The sequence below is a fragment of the Pelomonas sp. CA6 genome (assembly GCF_022549225.1).
Taxonomy (GTDB): Bacteria; Pseudomonadota; Gammaproteobacteria; order Burkholderiales; family Burkholderiaceae_C; genus Roseateles.
In genome coordinates, this window is the sequence record NZ_JAKZFD010000006.1 from 1 (window position 1) to 19,014 (window position 19,014).

Consider the following 19,014-nt stretch of genomic DNA (forward strand, 5'->3'; position numbering starts at 1 on the left):
TTGAGTCGGGACCGCCCCGGCCATTGTCTGGCGTGTCTGTCGTACCGTCGTCCCGGCTCGTGAGCGGGTCCACCCCTCCCGCCTGGCGCTGGCCGCTGCTGGCGCTGCTGAGCTGGGCCGGCTGCTGGGGGCTATTCCTGGCGCTGGGGCCGCGCGCTGGCGCGCCGGTCGCGCTGGCGGCCGCGCTCTTGCTGGGGCTGGCGCTGGCCTTGGTGCATGCGCAGCGCTGGCGTCGCTTGATGGTGGCGGGCGGCTTTCCGCTGTCGCTGCTGGCCGCGGGCGCATCCATGCCCGGCTGGGCCTGGGGCCTGGCGCTGGCCGTGCTGGCGCTGGCCTATCCCTGGCGCGGTTGGCGCGACGCGCCGCTGTTCCCCACGCCCCACGCGGCGCTGGCCGGGCTGCCCGGGCAGCTGCCGCTGCCGCCCGGCAGTCGCGTGCTCGACGCCGGCTGCGGCCTGGGCGACGGGCTGCTGGCGCTGCGCCGCGCCTATCCGCAGGCGCAGCTGGAAGGCATCGAGTACAGCCGTCCGCTGGCCTGGCTGGCGCGGCTGCGTTGTCCCTGGGCACGGATCCGGCGCGGCGACATGTGGGCGCAGGACTGGCGCGGCTTCGACCTCGTCTATCTGTTCCAGCGCCCCGAGTCCATGGCCGCCGCCGCCGACAAGGCCCGGCGCGAGCTGCGCCCACAGGCCTGGCTGGTGAGCCTGGACTTCCCGCTGCCCGGCGTCGTGGCGCTGGCCGAGCTGGAGACCGGCACCCGCCACCGCGTCTGGGTCTACCGCAGTCCGCAGGCCGCCGCTCAAGCCGGCAGCGGTGTGGCCGATAAGGCTAGAAACCGTCCCGCCCCGGGCGCGCGGACCACACAACACGGGTAAGGCTTCATGTTTGTCATCATCGGTTGGCTTGTCGCCATGGCTTGCGTCTTCGGCGTGTTCATCGCCCACGGCGGCAACATCGGCGTCGTGCTGCACGCGCTGCCCTTTGAAATGACGACCATCTTCGGTGCCGCGCTGGGTGCCATGCTGGCCACCAACCCGCCCAAGGTGATGAAGGCCACGATGAAGGGCCTGGGCGAGTGCTTCAAGGGCAGCAAGTACACCAAGGCGCGCTACATGGAGTTGCTGGCGCTGCTCTACGACATCCTGCAGAAGGCGCGCAAGGAAGGCCTGATGTCCATCGAGAAGGACGTCGAGGACCCGCACAACTCGCCGCTGTTCCAGAAATACCCCGCGGTGGGCAGCGACCACCACGTGACCGAGTTCGTCACCGACTATCTGCGCATGATGGTCTCGGGCAACCTCAACGCCCACGAGATCGAGGCGCTGATGGACAGCGAGATCGAAACCCACCACCACGAAGCCCATGCCGCCGTGCAGGCCATTCAGCGCCTGGCCGGCGGCCTGCCGGCCTTCGGTATCGTGGCCGCGGTGTTGGGCGTGGTGAACACCATGGGCTCGGTGGGCCAGCCGCCGGCGGTGCTGGGCGGCATGATCGGCTCGGCCCTGGTCGGTACCTTCCTGGGCATTTTGCTGTCCTATGCCTTCGCCGAGCCGCTGGCCGGTCTGCTGGAAGCCAAGGTGGACGAGGCCGGCAAGGAGCTGCAGTGCATCAAGACCACGCTGCTGGCCTCCATGCAGGGCTATGCGCCGCAGGTGGCGATTGAGTTCGGCCGCAAGGTGCTCTACTCGACCGAACGGCCCACCTTCACCGAACTGGAAGGCCACGTGAAGGGCAAGAAGTGAGCGTGATGCAGTTCACGACCGGGGCGGCGCGACCGCCTCTTGCGCAGGGAGGCGACCATGGCCGGTGACGCCAAGAAGCTCCAGCCCATCATCATCAAGCGCGTCAAGAAGGGCGGCCATGCCGCCCATGGCGGCGCCTGGAAGATCGCCTATGCCGACTTCGTGACCGCGATGATGGCCTTCTTCCTGCTGATGTGGCTGCTGGGCTCCACCACCGAGGGCGACAAGAAGGGCATCGCCGACTACTTCAGCTCGCCGCTGAAGGTGGCGATGTTCGGCGGCAGCGGTTCGGGCGACGCGTCCAGCGTGGTCAAGGGCGGGGGGCAAGACCTGACCCGGCAGACCGGCCAGGTGAAGGCGGGCGACGTGGAATCGGTCCGGCGCACCATCAACCTCAAGGCGCTGAAGGAAGAACAGCGGCGCGCTGAGAAGGTCCGTTTGCAGCAGCTCAAGGACAAAGTCGAGAAAGTCATTGCCGAGAATCCACGATTAGCGGCATTAGGTGGACAAATTCGGCTCGACATGACCCGCGAGGGCTTGCGCATTCAAATCGTGGACGAAAATAATCGTCCCATGTTCGACAGCGGCAGCGCCGTGGTGAAGCCGTACATGCGTGACCTGCTGCGGGAGCTGGGCAACGTGCTGACCGAAGTGCCGAACCGGCTGACGCTGGAAGGCCACACGGACTCCGTGCCTTTTTCTGCCGGGGAGCGCGGGTACAGCAACTGGGAGCTGTCCGCGGACCGGGCCAACGCCTCCCGGCGCGAGCTGGTGGCCGGCGGCTTGCCCGACGCCCGGGTCCTGCGCGTGCAGGGGCTGGCGTCCAGCAAGCTGCTGGACGCGCAGCAGCCGGAAAGCCCGATCAACCGCCGCATCAGCATCATCGTGATGAACCGGGATGCCGAGGACGCGGTACTGAAGAACGTGAACGACGACGAAGAGGAGCCTGAAGCCGCAGCGGCCTCAAGTTCCCCGGCGGCGAGCCGATAGACGCCTAATTCCCCCAGAGGAACGCCATGAGCACTGAAATGAAATTCCTGATCGTCGATGACTTCTCGACCATGCGCCGCATCGTTCGTGGTCTGCTGAAGGAGATCGGCTACAACAACGCCGAGGAGGCCGAGGACGGCGTCGAGGCGTTGAGCATGCTCAAGCAATCCAAGTTCGACTTCGTCGTCAGCGACATCAACATGCCCAACATGAACGGGTTCGAGCTGCTCAAGGCGATCAAGGAGGACCCGACCCTGAAGCACCTGCCGGTGCTGATGGTGACCGCGGAGGCGCGCAAGGAAGATATCGTGCTGGCGGCGCAGAGCGGCGCGGCCGGCTACATCGTCAAGCCCTTCACCAAGGCCACGCTGGAGGAGAAGGTGCTGAAGATCATGCAGAAACTGGCCGCGGCCGCCTGAACCGGAGGACGCCGCCATGAAAGCCGAAGACTTCGCAAAACTGGGTGCCGCGACCGAACCGCTGATGGTGTCGCCCGAGGTGTTCCAGCAGCTGGGCACCATCACCCGGGTGCTGCACGACACCATGCAGCAGCTGGGCGTGATGCCCAAGCTGCAGGTGGCCACCGACGGCCTGCCCGACGCGCGCAGCCGCCTGACCTATATCGCCAACAAGACCGCCGAGGCCGCCAACAAGGTGCTGAACTCGGTGGACCAGGCCAAGGCCGAGCACGCCCGCATCTCGGACGCCACCGCGGAGATGGCCAAGGCCATCACCGCCGATCCGGTGAAGGCCGTGGCCAGCGGCGCGGTGTTCAACTTCGTCAAGCAGGTCGAGCAGTCCACCACCCACATCGACCAGCACCTGACCGACATCATGATGGCGCAGGACTTCCATGACCTCACCGGCCAGGTGGTGGCCAAGGTCGTGACCCTGGCCAATGACCTGGAGGACAGCCTGGTCAAGCTGCTGGTGCAGGTGGTGCCGCCGGACCAGCGCGAAAAGGTGGACCCGACCATCCTGCAAGGCCCGGTGGTCAGCCCCGAGGGGCGCACCGATGTGGTCACCAACCAGAGCGAGGTCGACGACCTGCTCGCCAGCCTGGGGTTCTGAACGCCCCGCGAGGCCGCAGGCGGCATGCCGCCTGCGCCCGGCCGCTTCCCCCAAAGCCCGTCTCCGGACGGGCTTTTTGCTTTTCAGGCCGAGCGGCGCCGCGCGCCAACGCGGATAACCGGCCGCTTTCCGGCCCTTATCCCGCTTAAGTTTGCGGGCCTGCGAACCAACAATGGTCGAGCCGCGCATTGGGTGCGGATTCCACCATGGCCGACCAGGACGCACAGGACCGCAACTTACCGGCATCAGCCAAGAAGATCGAACGATCTCGGGCCGAGGGCCAGGTGCCGCGCTCGCGCGATCTGGCGCATTTCGCGGTGATGGCCTCCGGCGGCGCGCTGCTGTCCTCCGGCGCTCCCTATGCGGTGGACAAGCTGCAGCGCCTGCTGGAGTCCGGCCTGCGCTTCGACGCCCAGACCCTCGCCAAGCCCGGCGCGATGGGCGAACACCTGGCCAACCTGGCGATCCAGGGCCTGCTGCTGGCGTTGCCGGCGGTGCTGCTGCTGGCGCTGGCCGCGGTGGCGGCCCATCTGGCACTGGGCGGCTGGAACTTCACGACCAAGCCGCTGGCGCCCAAGTTCAGCCATCTCAACCCGCTGGCCGGGCTGGGCCGGATGTTCCAGTGGCAGAACCTGTCACAGGCGCTCAAGGCCTCGCTGCTGGCGCTGCTGCTGGGCGTGGTTGGCGCGCTGGTGCTGAAGGACCGGCTGGCCGCCTACGTGGGCATCATGTCGGTGCCGCTGCCTTCGGCACTGGCCTACGCGGGCCGCCAGCTGATGGGCGGCCTGGCCCTGCTGGGCCTGGCCCTGGCGCTGTTCGCGGTGATCGACGTGCCGCTGCAGCGCCACCTCTACCTGAAGCGCCTGCGCATGTCGCGCGAAGAGGTGAAGCAGGAGATCAAGGAGGTCGAGGGCAACCTGGAGATCAAGCAGCGCCAGCGCGCCAAGGCGCGCGAGATGGCCAAGCGCCGCATGCTCGCCTCCGTGCCCAAGGCCGATCTGGTGGTGATGAACCCCAGCCACTACGCGGTGGCGCTGAAGTACGACGACGGCCGCATGGGCGCGCCGCGCGTGATCGCCAAGGGCCTGGACACGCTGGCCTTCCGCATCCGCGACATCGCCAAGGACAACAAGGTGCCGGTGCTGCGCGCCCCCATGCTGGCGCGCGCGCTGTATGCCCACACCAAGCTGGACCAGGAGGTCCCGGCCGCGCTGTTCGGCGCCGTGGCCCAGGTGCTGGCCTACGTCTATCAACTGAAGGCTGCGCTGCAGAACAACACGCCGCTGCTGATGGACGCGCCCGATCCGCAGGTGCCGCCCGAATTGGACCCGCACAACCGGCCGGGCTACCAGGCGCAGGACGAATTCGGCGACGACGCCGGCGACGAAGAAAAGGCTGACCGATGAACGAGCTGATGGCGCGAATCAACGGGCTGCTGGGGCCGCGCGCCGGCGTGCTGCGCGCGCTGGGGGCGCCGATGGCCGTGATGCTGGTGCTGGCGATGATGGTGCTGCCGCTGCCGCCCTTCGCGCTGGACCTGCTGTTCACCTTCAACATCGCGCTGGCCGTGATGGTGATGATGGTGGCCTCGCACATGATCAAGCCGCTGGACTTCGCGGCCTTCCCGACCGTGCTGCTGCTGACCACGCTGATGCGGCTGTCGCTGAACGTGGCCTCCACCCGCGTTGTGCTGCTGAACGGCCATACCGGCACCGGCGCGGCGGGGCAGGTGATCGAGTCCTTCGGGCACTTCCTGATCGGCGGCAACTTCGCGGTCGGCCTGATCGTGTTCGCCATCCTGGTGGTGATCAACTTCATCGTCGTCACCAAGGGGGCGGAGCGCATCGCCGAGGTCGGCGCCCGCTTCACCCTGGACGCCATGCCCGGCAAGCAGATGGCCATCGACGCCGACCTGTCGGCTGGCCTGATCGACGAAAAAGAGGCCAAGCGCCGCCGCGCCGAGCTGAGCGACGAAGCGGATTTCTTCGGCTCCATGGACGGTGCCAGCAAGTTCGTGCGCGGCGACGCGATCGCCGGCATCCTGGTGCTGTTCATCAACATCATCGGCGGCTTCATCATCGGCGTGGCCCAGCACGGGCTGTCCGCCGGCCAGGCGGCCGACAGTTACATTCTGCTGGCCGTTGGCGACGCGCTGGTGGCCCAGGTGCCGGCGCTGCTGATCTCGGTGTCGGCTGCGATGGTGGTGTCCCGCGTCGGCAAGGACAAGGACATCGGCTCCATGATCGGACGCCAGGTGTTCGGCTCGGCCAAGGCCATGGCCATCACGGCTGGTGTGATTGGCGCGCTGGGGCTGATCCCGGGCATGCCGCACCTGGTTTTCCTGCTCATCGCGTCGGGCCTGGGCTACCTGGCCTACTGGCTGGCGCAGCGCGACCAGCAGGCCAGGAAGGCGGCGCAAGAGAAGCCCGCCGCGGCGCCGGCCGGTGGCGCGGACGCCAATGCCGAGGCGAGCTGGGACGACCTGGTGCCGGTGGATACCCTGGGCCTGGAGGTCGGCTACCGGCTGATCAGCCTGGTCGACAAGAGCCGCGAAGGCGACCTGCTGTCGCGCATCAAGGGCGTGCGGCGCAAGTTCGCGCAGGAGGTGGGCTTTTTGCCGCCGTCCGTGCACATCCGCGACAACCTGGAGTTGCGCCCCAGCCAGTACCGCGTGACCCTGCGCGGCGCCGTGGTCGGCGAAGCCGAGGCCTACCCCGGCATGTGGCTGGCGATCAACCCCGGCCACGCGACGCAGAAGCTGATCGGCACCCCGACCACCGACCCGGCCTTCGGGCTGCCGGCGGTCTGGATCGAGGACCGCCAGAGGGAAATGGCCCAAATGGCGGGATTTACGGTGGTTGATTGTTCGACCGTCGTGGCCACCCATCTCTCACACTTGCTGCAAGTTCACGCGGCCCGTCTGTTGGGCCGGGTGGAGACGCAGCAGCTGGTGGACCACCTCACCAAGCAGGCGCCGCAACTGATCGAAGACGTGATACCCAAGATGGTCGGCATCGCAACTCTGCAACGTGTACTCCAGTTCCTGCTGGAGGAGGGCGTGCACATCCGCGACATGCGCTCCATCGTCGAGTGCCTGGCGGAAAACGTCGCGGCGGCCAACGACCCGCTGGAGCTGGCGCGCCGCGTGCGCGTGCACATCGCGCCGGCCATCGTGCAGCAGATCTACGGCCCGGTGAAAGAGCTGGACGTGATCGCGCTGGAACCCGAGCTGGAGCGCCTGGTGACCCAGGCCCTGAATTCCCCCCATGGCGCGGCGCTGGACCCCGGCGTCGCCGACACGCTGGCGCGCAGCGCCGCCGAGACCGCCCAGGCCCAGGAAGACCGCGGCGTGCCCGCCTGCCTGCTGGTGCCCGACCTGATCCGCGCCCCGCTGGCCCGCCTGCTCAAGCGCGCGTCGCCGCGGCTCAAGGTCCTCGGCCACAGCGAGATCCCTGACACCCACACGATCCGGATCGGTTCGATCATCGGAGCAAGCACATGACCCCCCACGCCCGCACCAGCGTTCGTTGCTGCTCGCGGCCCCCCCAACGGGGACGCGCCTCCTCAAAGGCGATGCAGGGCCGCTCCCGAGTCGCCTTCGCCGCCTCGGGGGGGCTGACGCACCGCGGCAGCTTTGGGGGTGATGTGAATTCGGCTCCGCAGGAGGCCCCATGAACGTGAAACGCTTCACCGCCCCGAATACCCGCGAAGCCATGGCGCTGGTGCGCCAGGCCTTTGGCGACGACGCGGTCGTGCTGTCCAACAAGCCCTGCGCCGGCGGCGTGGAGGTGCTGGCCATGGCCCCCGAGGGCATGTCGCAGATCGAGCAGGTCGCCGCGCGCGCGCCGCATGTGGCGGCCCGCCCCGCGATGCGCCAGCCGGCCTCCGCGCCTCAGCAGGACCGTCCGGCGGTCAAGAGCCGCCTGAGCGCCCGCGCCGCGGAACGCCATGAGCCCCGCATGGGCGAGGGCGCCGAGGTCGGCGAGGACGTGCAGGCCCTGGCGATGAGCACGCTGTCCTTCCAGGACTATGTGCGCGAGCGCATGCTGCGCCGCCGCCAGGCCGAGCTGCAGGGCCAGCCGGACCCCGTGATGGACCGCGCGCCGGCGCCCGCCGCCAGCGCCGAGACCGCCTCGCTGGCCCAGCTGCGCCAGCAGCGCGCCCAGAGCGCGATGCAAACCCTGGGCGCGCGCCGCATGGCCGAGGAAGCCCGCGCGCCGGAACCCGAGGCGCGCCGCCTGCCGCCGGTGCTGCGCGACGAGATCCGCGTGCCGGCCGCCGCGTTGCCGCCCGAGCTGGCGCCGCGCCAGCAGCAGGACATGATGAACGAGCTGCGCGCGATGAAGGGCCTGATCGAGGAGCGCTTCGGCGCGCTCGCCTTCATGGAGAAGCTGCAGCGCCAGCCCACCCAGGCGCGCCTGACGCAGAAGCTGCTGGACGCCGGCTTCTCGCCCGCGTTGGTGCGCAAGCTGGTCGAGGGCTGCCCCACCGACCTGGCCGAGGAGGCGCAGTGGAGCGCCTGGGCCGCCAACGTGCTGGCGCGCAACGTCGCCACCGGCGAGCAGCAGCCCGCGCTGGAAGACCAGGGCGGCGTGTTCGCGATGATCGGTTCCACCGGCGTCGGCAAGACCACGACCACGGCCAAGATCGCCGCCGCCTTCGCGACCAAGTACGGCGCGTCGCAGCTGGGCCTGATCACGCTGGACGCCTACCGGGTCGGCGCCCACGAGCAGCTGCGCGCCTATGGCCGCATCCTCGGCGTGCCGGTGCACACCGCGCATGACCGGGCGTCGCTGGAAGACCTGCTGGAGCTGCTGGCGGCCAAGAAGATGGTGCTGATCGACACCGCCGGCATGGCCCAGCGCGACAGCCGCACCCACGAGCTGCTGGACATGCTGGCCCACAAGAGCATCAAGCGCCTGCTGGTCGTCAACTCGGCGCAGCAGGGCGAGACCATCGAGGACGTGGTGCAGGCCTGGCGCGCCAGCGAGGCGCAGGGCGTGGTGCTGTCCAAGATCGACGAGGCCGTCAAGCTCGCGCCGGCGCTGGACACCATGATCCGCCACCGCCTGCGCGTGATCGGCGTCGCCAACGGGCAGCGCGTGCCGGAGGACTGGCACCGCCTGTCGGCCCAGGCCCTGGTGCAGCGCGCGCTGCGTCCGCACGGCGCCAGCGCCTGGCGCATGGACAGCGCCGATGTGAACCTGATCTTCGCGGCCGGCAACGTCGCCGCCGCCGCGCCCACGGCGATGGGCGCTTTCTGACGAACCCAACGACGAGCCCGTTCCCATGCGCGACCCGAACGCTCATCCGCACATGCCCAAGGACCAGGCCGACGGCCTGCGCCGCCTGTTCGCCGCCGCCCGGTTGCGTGTCGTGCCGGTGGTCAGCAACCCGCATGTGGTCGGCAGCGGCGCCCTGCTGGAGGGGCTGTGCGCCGCCTTCACCGAACTCGGCCTGCACACCCTGGTGGTGGACGCCGGCGAGCGCGCCAATGCGCCGTCCGACCTCGCCGCGGTGGACCTGGCCGCCTGCGTGGAGACGCTGTCGCCCAAGGTGTCCTTCCTGGCCGCACGCGGCCTGCCGCTGCGCTACATCAATGCCAATGGCAGCGCCGCCCAGTTCCTCGAGGCGGTGGGTGACGCCGCCCCCTATGCCGACGTGGTGCTGCTGCACGCGCCGGCGGCCGAGCTGTCGCGCGTGCTCGCCTCCCGCGAGGTGCGCCCGGTGCTGCTGGCCGACACCGACATGCAGTCCGTGACCCACGCCTACGCCGGCATGAAGTGGCTCAGCCAGCGCGCCGGCCTGATGGTCTACAGCCTGCTGATGGCCTGCTCGCCGCAGCTGCGCCTGGCCGAGCGCATCGCCCAGCAGCTGTCCAACTGCGGCGACGGCTTCCTGGGTTCGGTGCTGCGCGACTGGGCCTGCCTGGATCCGCGCCAGCCGGTCAGTGCGCCGCTGGCGCCCGAGCTGCGCCACCTCGCGCGCGAGCTGTTGATGGCTTCGGTCCCCGGTGCCGCGCTGGAGCGCGCCGCGGACGCGATGCCGCTGCGCCCGCGGCAGATGTGGCAGGCCAAGCCGGCCCGGCTGCCGGGCCTGGCCACGCATTGAGTGGAGACGACGATGTATACCGCCAAGGGCCAACTCGACAAGTCTTCCCTGATCCGCCAGTACAGCCCGCTGGTGCGACGGCTCGCGCACCAGATGATCGCCAAGCTGCCGGCCAACGTGGAGCTGGACGACCTGATCCAGGTCGGGCTGATCGGCCTGACCGACGCGCTGTCGCGCTTCGACGTGGGGCAGGGCGTGCAGTTCGAGACCTTCGCGACCCAGCGCATCCGCGGCGCGATGCTGGACGAGCTGCGCGGCACCGACTGGATGAGCCGCGGCACGCGCCGCCAGCAGCGCTCCATCGAGGCCGCGGTGCACAAGCTGGAGCAGAAGCTGGGCCGCGCGCCGCAGGAATCCGAGATCGCCGCCGAGATGGGCATCAGCCTCGGCGAATACCAGGAGATGCTGTCCAAGGTGCGCGGCACCCAGCTGGTCTATCTGGAAGACATCTCCGGCGACGACGGCGACGAGGACTTCCTGGACCGGCATGTGTCCGACGACGCCGCCGACCCGATGAGCCTGCTGCAGGACCATCGCATGCGCAGCGCGCTGGTCGCGGCGATCAAGAACCTGCCCGAGCGCGAGCAGTACGTGATGTCCATGTACTACGAGCATGACATGAACCTGAAAGAGATAGCCGCGGTGTTGAAAGTGACCGAATCCCGCGTGTGTCAGCTGCACAGTCAGGCCATTGCCCGGTTGCGTGTGAAGCTGCGGGACTGGTAAAACCGTCGTCGCGTGTGCGACGTACGGATAGTCTTGATCAGGCCGGCGCATGCGCCGGCCTTTTGCCTTTCTGAGGCCCCCCGGACCTGCCGCTTGACGCCAGGTCTTCGTGGGGGGCAATAAAACTCGGCGCGGCGCTTCGTTTTCTGGTGATCTGGAGACAAATACATGTGGCAGAACTGGCGCAGGAGCGCCCCGGTCCCGCCGCCGGCCGATGCGCCGGCCGCCGCGGGTCAGGACCATGCGGTCGTTCGTGGTCTGTCGGTCGGGGTGTCCCGGCTGGGCCGTGATGCGGCCGAGGTGCGCGGCCTGCTGGAGGACACGCAGAAGGTGGTGAGCGCCCAGGCCGAGGCCATGCAGGCGCTGGGCCGCGAACTGGACCAGGTGCAGCGCGCCCAGCAGGGCATCAACAGCTCCACCGAGAAAGCCCACGCCGCGGTGCAGCATGCGCGCCAGGCGCTGGAGGGCGTGGGCGAGGAGGTCGGCGGCATCGTGGCGACCTTGCGCGAGGTGTCCGCGGCGGCCTCCGAGATCACGCAGATCGCGCTGCAGACCCGGTTGGTGGCCTTCAACGCGTCGGTGGAGGCCAAGCGTGCCGGCGAGGCCGGGCGCGGCTTCGGCGTTGTCGCCGACGCGGTCAAGGACCTGGCGGCCAAGGTCGAAGCCTCGTCCAAATCCATCATGGGCACCATCTCGACGCTGGATGCGCGCGTGGAGGCCTTCAGCCGAGAGCTGCGCAACGAGGGCAGCTCGCCGGCCGGGCAGCAGCGCAGCATCCACCTGGCCTTCGCCGAAGTCGAGTCCGACGTGGGCCTGATCGCCGGCGCCGCCCAGCAAAGCCGCAGCACCACGCAGCAGCTGGCGCAGCGCTCCGGGGAGTTGGAGGAAGAGGTGCAGCTGGCGATGCGTCGGCTGGAGTCCGCCTTTGCCTGCAGCGACCGCTTCCTGCGCCTGTCCGAGGAGATGTTCGAGCAGCTGGTCACCACCGGCGTCGAGGTCGAGGACACGCCCTACATCCGCGCCGCGCAGCAGGCCGCGGCGCAGGTCGCGGCGCTGTTGGAGCAGGCGCTGGACGAGCGCAGCATCGACGAAGCCTCGCTGTTCGACGAGCAGTACCGGCCCGTGCCCGGCACCGATCCGCTGCAGCATCTGACCCGCTATGTCGAGCTGACCGACCGCTTGTTCCCGCAGGTCCAGGAGCCCATGCTCCAGTTCAGCGACAAGGTGGTGTACTGCATCGCGGTGGACCGCAACGGCTATGTGCCCACGCACAACCGCAAGTACTGCCAGGCCCAGCGCCACGGCGACCCGGTCTGGAACACCGCGAACAGCCGCTACCGGCGCATCTTCAACGACCGCACCGGCCTGGCTTCGGCGCGCAACCAGCGTCCCTTCCTGCTGCAGACCTACCGCCGCGACATGGGCGGCGGACGCTATGTGCTGCTGAAGGAGGCGGCGGCGCCGATCACGGTGCGCGGCCGGCATTGGGGCGGACTGCGGCTGGCGTTCAGCTTCTGAGTGCCCCACTTGACCTGCGGCTTCGCTCCCGACCTCCAGATGTGGCGAGAAAGCTGCGAGCGGCGCTTTGTTTTCCTGAGAACACCCTCTTGGCCGGGCGGTGTCCACGAGGTGGGGAAACCTCGTGGCGTCTGGAAGGGGCGGGAGCTCCCTTCGCCCGGCGATCGTGCGATAGGCGCGCAATCAGCGGGTGACCACGGGTTAATCAGGGCGCCTTCCGCACAGCAATGACGCGAGACTGTCTCTATCCGGGACGGTCACATGCTCATCGCGTGGGCTCACGAACAAAGGAGCCGTCGCCGGGCCATTCAACAGGGGGATCTCCATGCTGCGTATTTCCGTGTGCCTGTCTCTGGCCGTGCTTCTGGCCGCTTGCGCGGCGACCGACAGCTCATCCACCAAGGTCAAGGTAGTGCAGGCCGAGGGCACCGATGTGCGCTGCACGCAGGAGGTTCGTACGGGAACCCTGCTGGCCAGCGTGCAATGTCGTTCTGCCGAGCAGCGTGCCGAGGAACGACGTTCGGTGGACGAGGCAGCCGAGGCCATCCGGCGCACGATGCCGAGGCGTGAGAAGGGCGGCCAGTAACCCACAACCGGGCCCGCGAGGCCCGGCGCGTCACTCCGCGACGCAGGCGCGGTTCTTGCCGGTGCGCTTGGCCTCGTAGAGCGCCTCGTCGGCGCGGTTCAGCGCCGTGTCCAGCGTTTCCCCGGGACGGTACAGCGTGATGCCGGCCGAGAAGGTCACGAACACGTCCTGGCCCTCGTGCATGAAGAGGCTGGCCGACAGCGAACGCTGCAGCCGGGTCAGGATGCTGCGCGCCTCGTCCAGCGGGGCCGCGGGCAGGATCAGCACGAATTCCTCGCCCCCCCAGCGCCCCACCTTGTCGCCGGGGCGCAGCAGCCCGGAGACGCGCGCCGCCAGTGACTTCAGCGCCTCGTCGCCCGCCGCATGGCCCAGGGTGTCGTTGAGCTTCTTGAAGTTGTCGATGTCCAGCAGCGCCAGCGCCAGCGAGCTGGGCTCGCGCTCCAGCTTGCCCTGCTCGATCTCGAAGGCCTGCAGCAGGCCGCGGCGGTTGGCCACCTGGGTGAGCTGGTCGGTGTGCACCTCGTCGGAGAGGCGGCGCAGCTCGCCCTCCAACTGCTCGACGCGGCGCGTCAGCTGGTCGGCCTTTTCGTGCTCGCTGTGCAGCCGGGCCTGGGTCTGCTGCACCAGCGCCTGCACGGTGCGGCTTTCCTCGACCATCTCGCGCACCACGCCGGTCAGGCTTTCCAGTGAGTCGGCGCGCTCGATCACCTCGGCATAGCGTCCCACGCTGCTCTGGAAGCGGTCGGTGTGCTGGCCCAGTTCGCCGAGCTCCTGCAGCATGCGGTTGATCAGGGTCTTGAGCGCGTCGCGCGCCCGCGCGCGTTCCTCGCGCAGCCCCTGCTGGCGTTCGCGCGTGCCGGCCAGCAACTCGCTGACGGCGCGCACGCTGCGTGCGTTCAGCCCCTGATCCAGGGTCTGGGTCATGGCCTGGCACTGGCCGCGCGCCCAGGAGTCGTCCTCGGCCAGGTCTGCCAGGCTCTCGGTCAGTTCGCGGCACAGCCGGCCCATCTCGCCGAAGGCGTGGGCCTTGTGGTCCAGCAGCCGCCGCGCGCGCGTGCACAAGGCCTCGATGGCCTGGGCGCGCGCCTCGCTGGCGCCCATCTGCTGGGCCTGCAGATGCACGGCCTGCAGCTCCGCCATCAGCTCCAGCGCGCGCTGTTCGTCGGCGTTGAGCGCCTGCTGCACCGTGCCGTGCAGGCTGGCGCTGATCGCTGGCCAGGCGGCCGCGGAGACCGCGGCGCTGCCCGCGCCCTCGCTGGCGCGCGCGGGCGCCGGCGAGGCGTTCTCCTCGTCGGTGAAGAACTGGCTGGGCGTGCCGCCCACGTCGTCGTCGTCACCGTCCGGCTCGTCCGCCTCGACCACGGGCTGGGCATCCAGCGCGTCGCTGTCCCAGCTCAGCGCCAGCTGGCGCAGGCGCTGGGCCAGGCGCAGCGGGTCGCTGCGGTTGCTGGCGAGCACGCGCTGAACGCCGTCTTTCTTGCGCGCCAGCGTCCATTGGCGGCCGCCGCGCTCCAGTCCGCGCATCAGCCGTTCGACGGCCTGGGCCAGGTTCTCGGCCTGGGCCTGCGGGCCCTGGCTCTGGTGCAGGCTTTCGAGCAGGCGCCCGGCCTCGTCCCAGCGCGCGTCGCGCAGCATCTGGGCGAGCTGCTGGCGCTGCGCGGGGTCGAACACGCCCAGCGCAAGCAGCCGGTTCAGCGGCGGCTGGGCGCGCTCGGGCAGGGCATCGCTGCCGGGCACCGCTTCGCCCGCCTCCTGCGCATAGGCGCGGGCGTAGTTCTCGGGGGTGGGCTCCAGCTTGTCCAGGGCCAGGCGGCGCAGCGCGGCCTTGGCCAGAAGGGCAGGGGGTTGGCGGCTCATCGGTCGCGGTGCTCGGGCTCAGCGCAGGCGCAGCGCGGCAGGGCTGGTGTCGGGGGCGGACTCGTCGGCGTCGGCCTGGCTGATCCAGGGCGCCTTGCGCGGCAGCACGGTCTGCGAGAGCCAGCGCTCCAGCTCGTCCGGCGGCAGCGGCTTGCTGAACAGGAAGCCCTGCATCAGGCTGCAGCCCAGCCGGTGCAGCACCTCCATCTGGCGCAGCGTCTCCACGCCCTCGGCGATCACGCGCAGGCCCAGCGAGCGCGCCAGCGCGATGATGGCTGTGACCACGGCCGAACTCTGCGGCGTGATGCCCAGGTCGCGCACGAAGCTGCGGTCGATCTTGACCTCGGAGATGGGCAGCGTGGTCAGGTAGGCCAGCGAGGAGTAGCCGGTGCCGAAGTCGTCGATGGAGATCTCCACGCCGACCTCGTTGAGCCGGTGCAGCGAGGGGATCACGCTCTGCAGGTCCTTCATCAGGCCGGTCTCGGTGATCTCGAGCTGGATCGCGCGGTGCGGCACGCCCCAGGCGCTGACGAACTGGTGGATGTGCTCGACCAGGTCGGAACGCTCGAACAGCCGGTTGGGCAGATTGACCGCGATGGAGTCGGAAAAGCCGAAGTTCAGCTGCCAGACCTTGGCCTGGCGCGCGGCCTCGCGCAGCGCCCATTCGGACAGCGGCACGATCAGCCCGGTCTCCTCGGCCAGCGGGATGAACTCGCCGGGCGCCACCAGCGTGTCGCCGCGGCGCCAGCGCATCAGCGCCTCCGCGCCCACCATGCGGGCGGCGCGCACGTCGACCTTGGGTTGGTAGTGCAGCACCAGCTCGTCGCGTTCGATGGCCTTGTGCAGCGCGCTCTCCAGCTCCAGCTTCTCGCGGCCGCGGCCGGACAGGTGGGGCGAGTACAGCGCCGACGCGTTGCGGCCCTGGTTCTTGACCGCGTACATCGCCACGTCGGCGTTGCGCAGCAGGTCCGCCGTGGTCAGCCCGTCGCGCGGGTAAATGGCGATGCCCACGCTGGCGGTCACGAAGCAGTCTTGGCCGGCGATGTAGATGGGGTCGCGCAGCGCGTCCAGCACGCGTTGGGCGACGGTCTCGGCGTCGCGCTCGTCGGCCACCTCCGGCAGCAGCGCGACGAACTCGTCGCCGCCCAGCCGGCCCACGGCCTCCAGCGTGCGGTGCGAGCGCGCGCCCACCGCTTCCAGCATGCCTTCCATGACCTGGTCGGAGTGGCGCACGCAGCCGCGCAGCCGACGCCCCACCTCCATCAGCAGCTCATCGCCGGCGGCATGGCCCAGGGTGTCGTTGATGACCTTGAATCGGTCCAGGTCGATCAGCAGCAGGCCGACCTCGTGGCCCATGCGCCGCGCCGCCTCGATCGCGCGCTCGGCGCGCCAGATCAGCTGGCGGCGGTTGGGCAGGCCGGTCAGCGCGTCGAAATTGGCGAGCTGGCGGATGCGGTCCTCGGCCATGCGCCGGTCGGTCACGTCCTGGATCACGCCGGTGTAGCCGCAGGCGTTGCCGTGGTCGTTGAACTCCGGCTCGGCCTCGATGTGGATGATGCGCTGGCGGCCGTCCAGCAGCGTGAAGGGCAGGTCGGTCACCAGCACCGAGTTGTGCGCGATCACGTCGCGCAGCAGGCGCATGAAGAGCATGCGCTCCTCGTGCGGCACCATGCGCATCACGCCGACGAAGTCCAGCTTCTCGCTGGGCCCGCGGCCGAACACGCGCAGCGCCTCGTTGGCGAGCTGGAAGCGGTTGCTGGCGCGGTGCCATTCGAAACTGCCCATGCGTGCCAGGTCTTGCGCGCGCGCCAGCCGGGCCTTGCTGCGCTCCAGCTCGATGCGGATGCGCGAGGAACGCAGCAGGTAGCGCAGCCGGCCCGCGAGCAGGCTCCACTGCGGGGACTTGACGAAGAAGTCGGTGGCGCCGGCCTGGTAGGCGCGGTTGATCGAGGCCTCGTCGTCCAGCCCGGTCAGCATCAGCACCGGCACCGCCTCGTAGCCGGGCAGCTCGCGCAGGCGGCGGCAGGTCTCGAAGCCGTCCATCTCCGGCATCATCGCGTCCAGCACGACGAGGTCGGGGGTCCATTGCAGGATCTGCTGCAGCGCCAGATGGCCGCCTTCGGCGCTGCGCACCTCAAAGCCGCGCTCGCCCAGCGCCGCGGCGGTCACCAGCAGATTCACCGGGTCGTCGTCGACCAGCAGCACGCGGGGCTGTTCAGGCAGCTCGGTGGGGTCGGACTTCATGGAGGTGGTGCGATCAGTTCATGCACGGCGCTGCGGGCCAGCGCCATTTCCTGGAGTGTGGCATCAAGAAGGGCCTGCAGGCCATCCCGGCGGCCTTCACGGGCCAATTGTTCGAGTTCTGCGCAACGCTGCGACAGCTGCCGCGCGCCCAGGCTGGCCGACGCGGACTTCATCGTGTGGGCGACATGGCGCACCGCGGCCAGATCGGCATCGTCCCGGCGCGAGGCGGCGAGCATCTGGCTGTGCTGGTCCAGCGAGCGCAGGAAGGCGCCCACCACGCGATCCAGCAGCTGGTTCGCGCCGCTGGGGTCCAGCGCCCGCAGCTGCGCAATGGCCTGCGGATCCAGGGTCGTCCCGGTGGGCGCAGGCGAATGGACGGGGTCGGAGCTCATGTCGGCAGTTTGGGTGGGCGATCAACGCCGGATGCGATTGTGCGTCAGCGCCATGGCGGGTCAGCGAGAAAAACGTGGCAATTCTGTCTCTGTTGGGGCCAGTCTCTTAGCAGGGCTTCGCCCTACATACAATGCCCCGCATGAATCCCCTGGCAGATGCAGACCTGCGCCCGCGCCCGTTGAAGGCGGCGGTGGTCACGCTGGGCCTGCTGGTGCTGCTGCTGGCCCTGATGGGCGTCTGGCACTCCATGCCGCCCGAACCCGGGCTGGGCCTGGTGCTGCTGGCCCTGCTGATCGGCGCGCTGATGGTGTTGCTGGTCGCGTCGCTGGCCTGGCATCTGGCGGTCAGCGTCGCGCGCGGCCAGGTCCGTGAAGCGCTGCGCGAGTCGCGTCAGCAGGCTCATCTCTTGGCCCAGCTGTCGCCGGATTGGCAATGGCAGACCGATGCGCAGCACCATCTGGTGCGCTGGCAGGCGCCGCAGGGCGCGCCGGCGTCCAGCTGGGTGGGCATCACGGTGACGCAGGGCCTGTGCGAGCGCTTCCAGCTCTGCGACGTGGCGCCCGGCGTGACCCTGCAGCAGCGCCTGGACCAGCGCCAGCCGCTGCAGGGCCTGATGGTGCGCGACGAGCAGGGCCGCCAGTGGCGGCTGCGCGCCCAGGTCTGCCTGGACGGCGCCGGCCGCTTCAGTGGCTACATCGGTGCGGCCGAGCCGATGCGGCCCGAGACCGATGCGCGCCAATGGCTGCAGGCCTTGCCGGGGCCGGCCTGGCTGGTGTCGGACCGTTCGGCCAAGGCGCGGCTGCTGGCGCTCAACGACGGGGCGCGGCAGATGATGGGCGACGAGCCCGAGGCCGGCTGGCCGGGGCGCGCATGGACGAGTTGCCGCGAGGCCCTGCCGGACGAACTGCGCGAGGCGCTGGACGCGCCGCAGAACGGCAGCGCGAGCCAGTCCTGCGGCAGCTGGTGGCTGTGCCTGACGCCGCTGGGCGGCGAGGGGGCCCCGGGGCCGCTGCTGCTGAGCCTGTGGCCGCAGGGCGCGCCCGACAGCGTGCCGGCCGCGCTGGCGCTGCAGGCGGCCGAGGCGGCGCGCGCCGACCAGGCCTCGTTCAGCTACACGGTTTCGCACGACCTGCGCGCGCCGCTGCGCGTGGTCGAGGGCTTCACCCGCATCCTGAAGGAAGACTACGGCCGCCTGCTGGACCGCATCGGCAACGACCATCTGGAGCGCGTGCTGGGCGCTGCGGCGCGCATGCACAGCATGATCGACTCGCTGCTGTCGCTGTCGCAGCTGTCGGCGCAGCCGCTGCGCTGCGAGACGGTGGACCTGTCGGCGCTGGCGCAGCTGGTGATGGACGAGCTCAAGCGCGCCGCGCCGCAGCGCCGTGCCGAGGTGGCCATCCAGCCCGGGCTGGTGGTGCAGGGCGATCCGACGCTGCTGCGCATGATGCTGGAGAACCTGCTGGGCAACGCCTGGAAGTACAGCGCCAAGCGCGAGCTGGCGCAGATCCGTTTCGAATGCCAGGCCCAGGGCGGGCAGCGGGTGTTCGCCGTCACCGACAACGGCGCGGGCTTTGACATGCGCTTCGCGGACCGCCTGTTCAGCGTGTTCCAGCGCCTGCACAGCGCCAGCGACTTCCAGGGCACCGGGGTCGGCCTGGCCTCGGTGAAGCGCATCGTGCGTCGCCATGGTGGCGAGATCTGGGCCGAAGCCGAGGTGGGGCAGGGCGCGCGCTTCTACTTCACGCTGGGCGGAGCGCGCTTTTGATGATCACGCCG

The 19,014-nt window shown here is 69.7% G+C and carries 16 protein-coding genes; 13 read left to right on the forward strand and 3 right to left on the reverse strand.

Translation table 11 applies throughout. From position 1 onward, the window contains the following. Positions 1 to 59 precede the first annotated feature (59 nt). The 12 genes from LZ017_RS11350 (at position 60) to LZ017_RS11405 (ending at position 12,744) form a co-directional block, all read left to right on the forward strand. On the forward strand, positions 60 to 875 hold the full coding sequence (locus LZ017_RS11350) for a trans-aconitate 2-methyltransferase (RefSeq protein WP_241396942.1): 816 nt from the start codon (positions 60 to 62) through the stop codon (positions 873 to 875). Between the two features lie 6 nt (positions 876 to 881). Then, positions 882 to 1,742 carry a flagellar motor stator protein MotA gene (gene motA / locus LZ017_RS11355; RefSeq protein WP_241396943.1) on the forward strand — a complete coding sequence of 287 codons (861 nt, stop codon included), beginning with the start codon at positions 882 to 884 and terminating at the stop codon, positions 1,740 to 1,742. A 57-nt stretch (positions 1,743 to 1,799) separates the two neighbouring features. Continuing rightward, on the forward strand, positions 1,800 to 2,732 hold the full coding sequence (gene motB / locus LZ017_RS11360) for a flagellar motor protein MotB (RefSeq protein WP_241396944.1): 933 nt from the start codon (positions 1,800 to 1,802) through the stop codon (positions 2,730 to 2,732). A 26-nt stretch (positions 2,733 to 2,758) separates the two neighbouring features. Continuing rightward, positions 2,759 to 3,151: a chemotaxis response regulator CheY gene (gene cheY / locus LZ017_RS11365; RefSeq protein ID WP_241396945.1), complete on the forward strand. Its 393-nt coding sequence runs from the start codon at positions 2,759 to 2,761 to the stop codon at positions 3,149 to 3,151. Positions 3,152 to 3,167: 16 nt separating this feature from the next. Further along, positions 3,168 to 3,803: a protein phosphatase CheZ gene (locus LZ017_RS11370; protein ID WP_241396946.1), complete on the forward strand. Its 636-nt coding sequence runs from the start codon at positions 3,168 to 3,170 to the stop codon at positions 3,801 to 3,803. Positions 3,804 to 4,009: 206 nt separating this feature from the next. Further along, a complete protein-coding gene (locus LZ017_RS11375; protein WP_241396947.1) occupies positions 4,010 to 5,209 on the forward strand; it encodes a flagellar biosynthesis protein FlhB in 1,200 nt (399 codons plus the stop codon). Further along, positions 5,206 to 7,305 (forward strand): flagellar biosynthesis protein FlhA, encoded by a 2,100-nt coding sequence (gene flhA / locus LZ017_RS11380; protein WP_241396948.1) that lies wholly within the window; start codon positions 5,206 to 5,208, stop codon positions 7,303 to 7,305. The genes LZ017_RS11375 and flhA overlap by 4 nt, the downstream gene beginning before the upstream one ends. 169 nt (positions 7,306 to 7,474) lie before the next feature. Then, positions 7,475 to 9,067, forward strand: coding sequence for a flagellar biosynthesis protein FlhF (flhF, locus tag LZ017_RS11385; protein WP_241396949.1), 1,593 nt, complete (start codon positions 7,475 to 7,477; stop codon positions 9,065 to 9,067). 25 nt (positions 9,068 to 9,092) lie between these two features. Further along, positions 9,093 to 9,914 carry a flagellar biosynthesis protein gene (locus LZ017_RS11390; RefSeq protein ID WP_241396950.1) on the forward strand — a complete coding sequence of 274 codons (822 nt, stop codon included), beginning with the start codon at positions 9,093 to 9,095 and terminating at the stop codon, positions 9,912 to 9,914. 12 nt (positions 9,915 to 9,926) lie between these two features. Further along, on the forward strand, positions 9,927 to 10,640 hold the full coding sequence (locus tag LZ017_RS11395; protein ID WP_241396951.1) for an RNA polymerase sigma factor FliA: 714 nt from the start codon (positions 9,927 to 9,929) through the stop codon (positions 10,638 to 10,640). 168 nt (positions 10,641 to 10,808) lie between these two features. Next, complete coding sequence (locus LZ017_RS11400; RefSeq protein ID WP_241396952.1) at positions 10,809 to 12,158, forward strand: methyl-accepting chemotaxis protein; 1,350 nt, start codon at positions 10,809 to 10,811, stop codon at positions 12,156 to 12,158. 325 nt (positions 12,159 to 12,483) lie between these two features. After that, positions 12,484 to 12,744 (forward strand): hypothetical protein, encoded by a 261-nt coding sequence (locus tag LZ017_RS11405; protein ID WP_241396953.1) that lies wholly within the window; start codon positions 12,484 to 12,486, stop codon positions 12,742 to 12,744. Between the two features lie 30 nt (positions 12,745 to 12,774). Here LZ017_RS11405 and LZ017_RS11410 read toward each other — a convergent pair whose 3' ends face one another. From LZ017_RS11410 to LZ017_RS11420, 3 genes are read right to left on the reverse strand one after another with little or no spacing between them, the layout of a single operon-like run. After that, positions 12,775 to 14,601, reverse strand: coding sequence for a diguanylate cyclase (locus LZ017_RS11410; protein ID WP_241396954.1), 1,827 nt, complete (start codon positions 14,599 to 14,601; stop codon positions 12,775 to 12,777). Between the two features lie 18 nt (positions 14,602 to 14,619). Further along, positions 14,620 to 16,845 (reverse strand): bifunctional diguanylate cyclase/phosphodiesterase, encoded by a 2,226-nt coding sequence (locus tag LZ017_RS11415; protein ID WP_241396955.1) that lies wholly within the window; start codon positions 16,843 to 16,845, stop codon positions 14,620 to 14,622. Further along, positions 16,842 to 17,237, reverse strand: coding sequence for an Hpt domain-containing protein (locus LZ017_RS11420; RefSeq protein ID WP_241396956.1), 396 nt, complete (start codon positions 17,235 to 17,237; stop codon positions 16,842 to 16,844). The genes LZ017_RS11415 and LZ017_RS11420 overlap by 4 nt, the downstream gene beginning before the upstream one ends. A 140-nt stretch (positions 17,238 to 17,377) precedes the next feature. Between LZ017_RS11420 and LZ017_RS11425 the strand changes: the two genes are divergently transcribed. After that, a complete protein-coding gene (locus LZ017_RS11425) occupies positions 17,378 to 19,003 on the forward strand; it encodes an ATP-binding protein (protein WP_241396957.1) in 1,626 nt (541 codons plus the stop codon). Positions 19,004 to 19,014 lie beyond the last annotated feature (11 nt).

Bases quoted from the DNA above. Each gene is read 5' to 3' on its own strand.
- flhA (WP_241396948.1), top strand. From the start codon at position 5,206: ATGAACGAGCTGATGGCGCGAATCAACGGGCTGCTGGGGCCGCGCGCC.
- LZ017_RS11410 (WP_241396954.1), bottom strand. From the start codon at position 14,601: ATGAGCCGCCAACCCCCTGCCCTTCTGGCCAAGGCCGCGCTGCGCCGC.
- motA (WP_241396943.1), top strand. From the start codon at position 882: ATGTTTGTCATCATCGGTTGGCTTGTCGCCATGGCTTGCGTCTTCGGC.
- cheY (WP_241396945.1), top strand. From the start codon at position 2,759: ATGAGCACTGAAATGAAATTCCTGATCGTCGATGACTTCTCGACCATG.
- LZ017_RS11370 (WP_241396946.1), top strand. From the start codon at position 3,168: ATGAAAGCCGAAGACTTCGCAAAACTGGGTGCCGCGACCGAACCGCTG.
- flhF (WP_241396949.1), top strand. From the start codon at position 7,475: ATGAACGTGAAACGCTTCACCGCCCCGAATACCCGCGAAGCCATGGCG.
- motB (WP_241396944.1), top strand. From the start codon at position 1,800: ATGGCCGGTGACGCCAAGAAGCTCCAGCCCATCATCATCAAGCGCGTC.
- LZ017_RS11395 (WP_241396951.1), top strand. From the start codon at position 9,927: ATGTATACCGCCAAGGGCCAACTCGACAAGTCTTCCCTGATCCGCCAG.
- LZ017_RS11425 (WP_241396957.1), top strand. From the start codon at position 17,378: ATGAATCCCCTGGCAGATGCAGACCTGCGCCCGCGCCCGTTGAAGGCG.
- LZ017_RS11420 (WP_241396956.1), bottom strand. From the start codon at position 17,237: ATGAGCTCCGACCCCGTCCATTCGCCTGCGCCCACCGGGACGACCCTG.
- LZ017_RS11400 (WP_241396952.1), top strand. From the start codon at position 10,809: ATGTGGCAGAACTGGCGCAGGAGCGCCCCGGTCCCGCCGCCGGCCGAT.
- LZ017_RS11415 (WP_241396955.1), bottom strand. From the start codon at position 16,845: ATGAAGTCCGACCCCACCGAGCTGCCTGAACAGCCCCGCGTGCTGCTG.
- LZ017_RS11405 (WP_241396953.1), top strand. From the start codon at position 12,484: ATGCTGCGTATTTCCGTGTGCCTGTCTCTGGCCGTGCTTCTGGCCGCT.
- LZ017_RS11390 (WP_241396950.1), top strand. From the start codon at position 9,093: ATGCGCGACCCGAACGCTCATCCGCACATGCCCAAGGACCAGGCCGAC.
- LZ017_RS11375 (WP_241396947.1), top strand. From the start codon at position 4,010: ATGGCCGACCAGGACGCACAGGACCGCAACTTACCGGCATCAGCCAAG.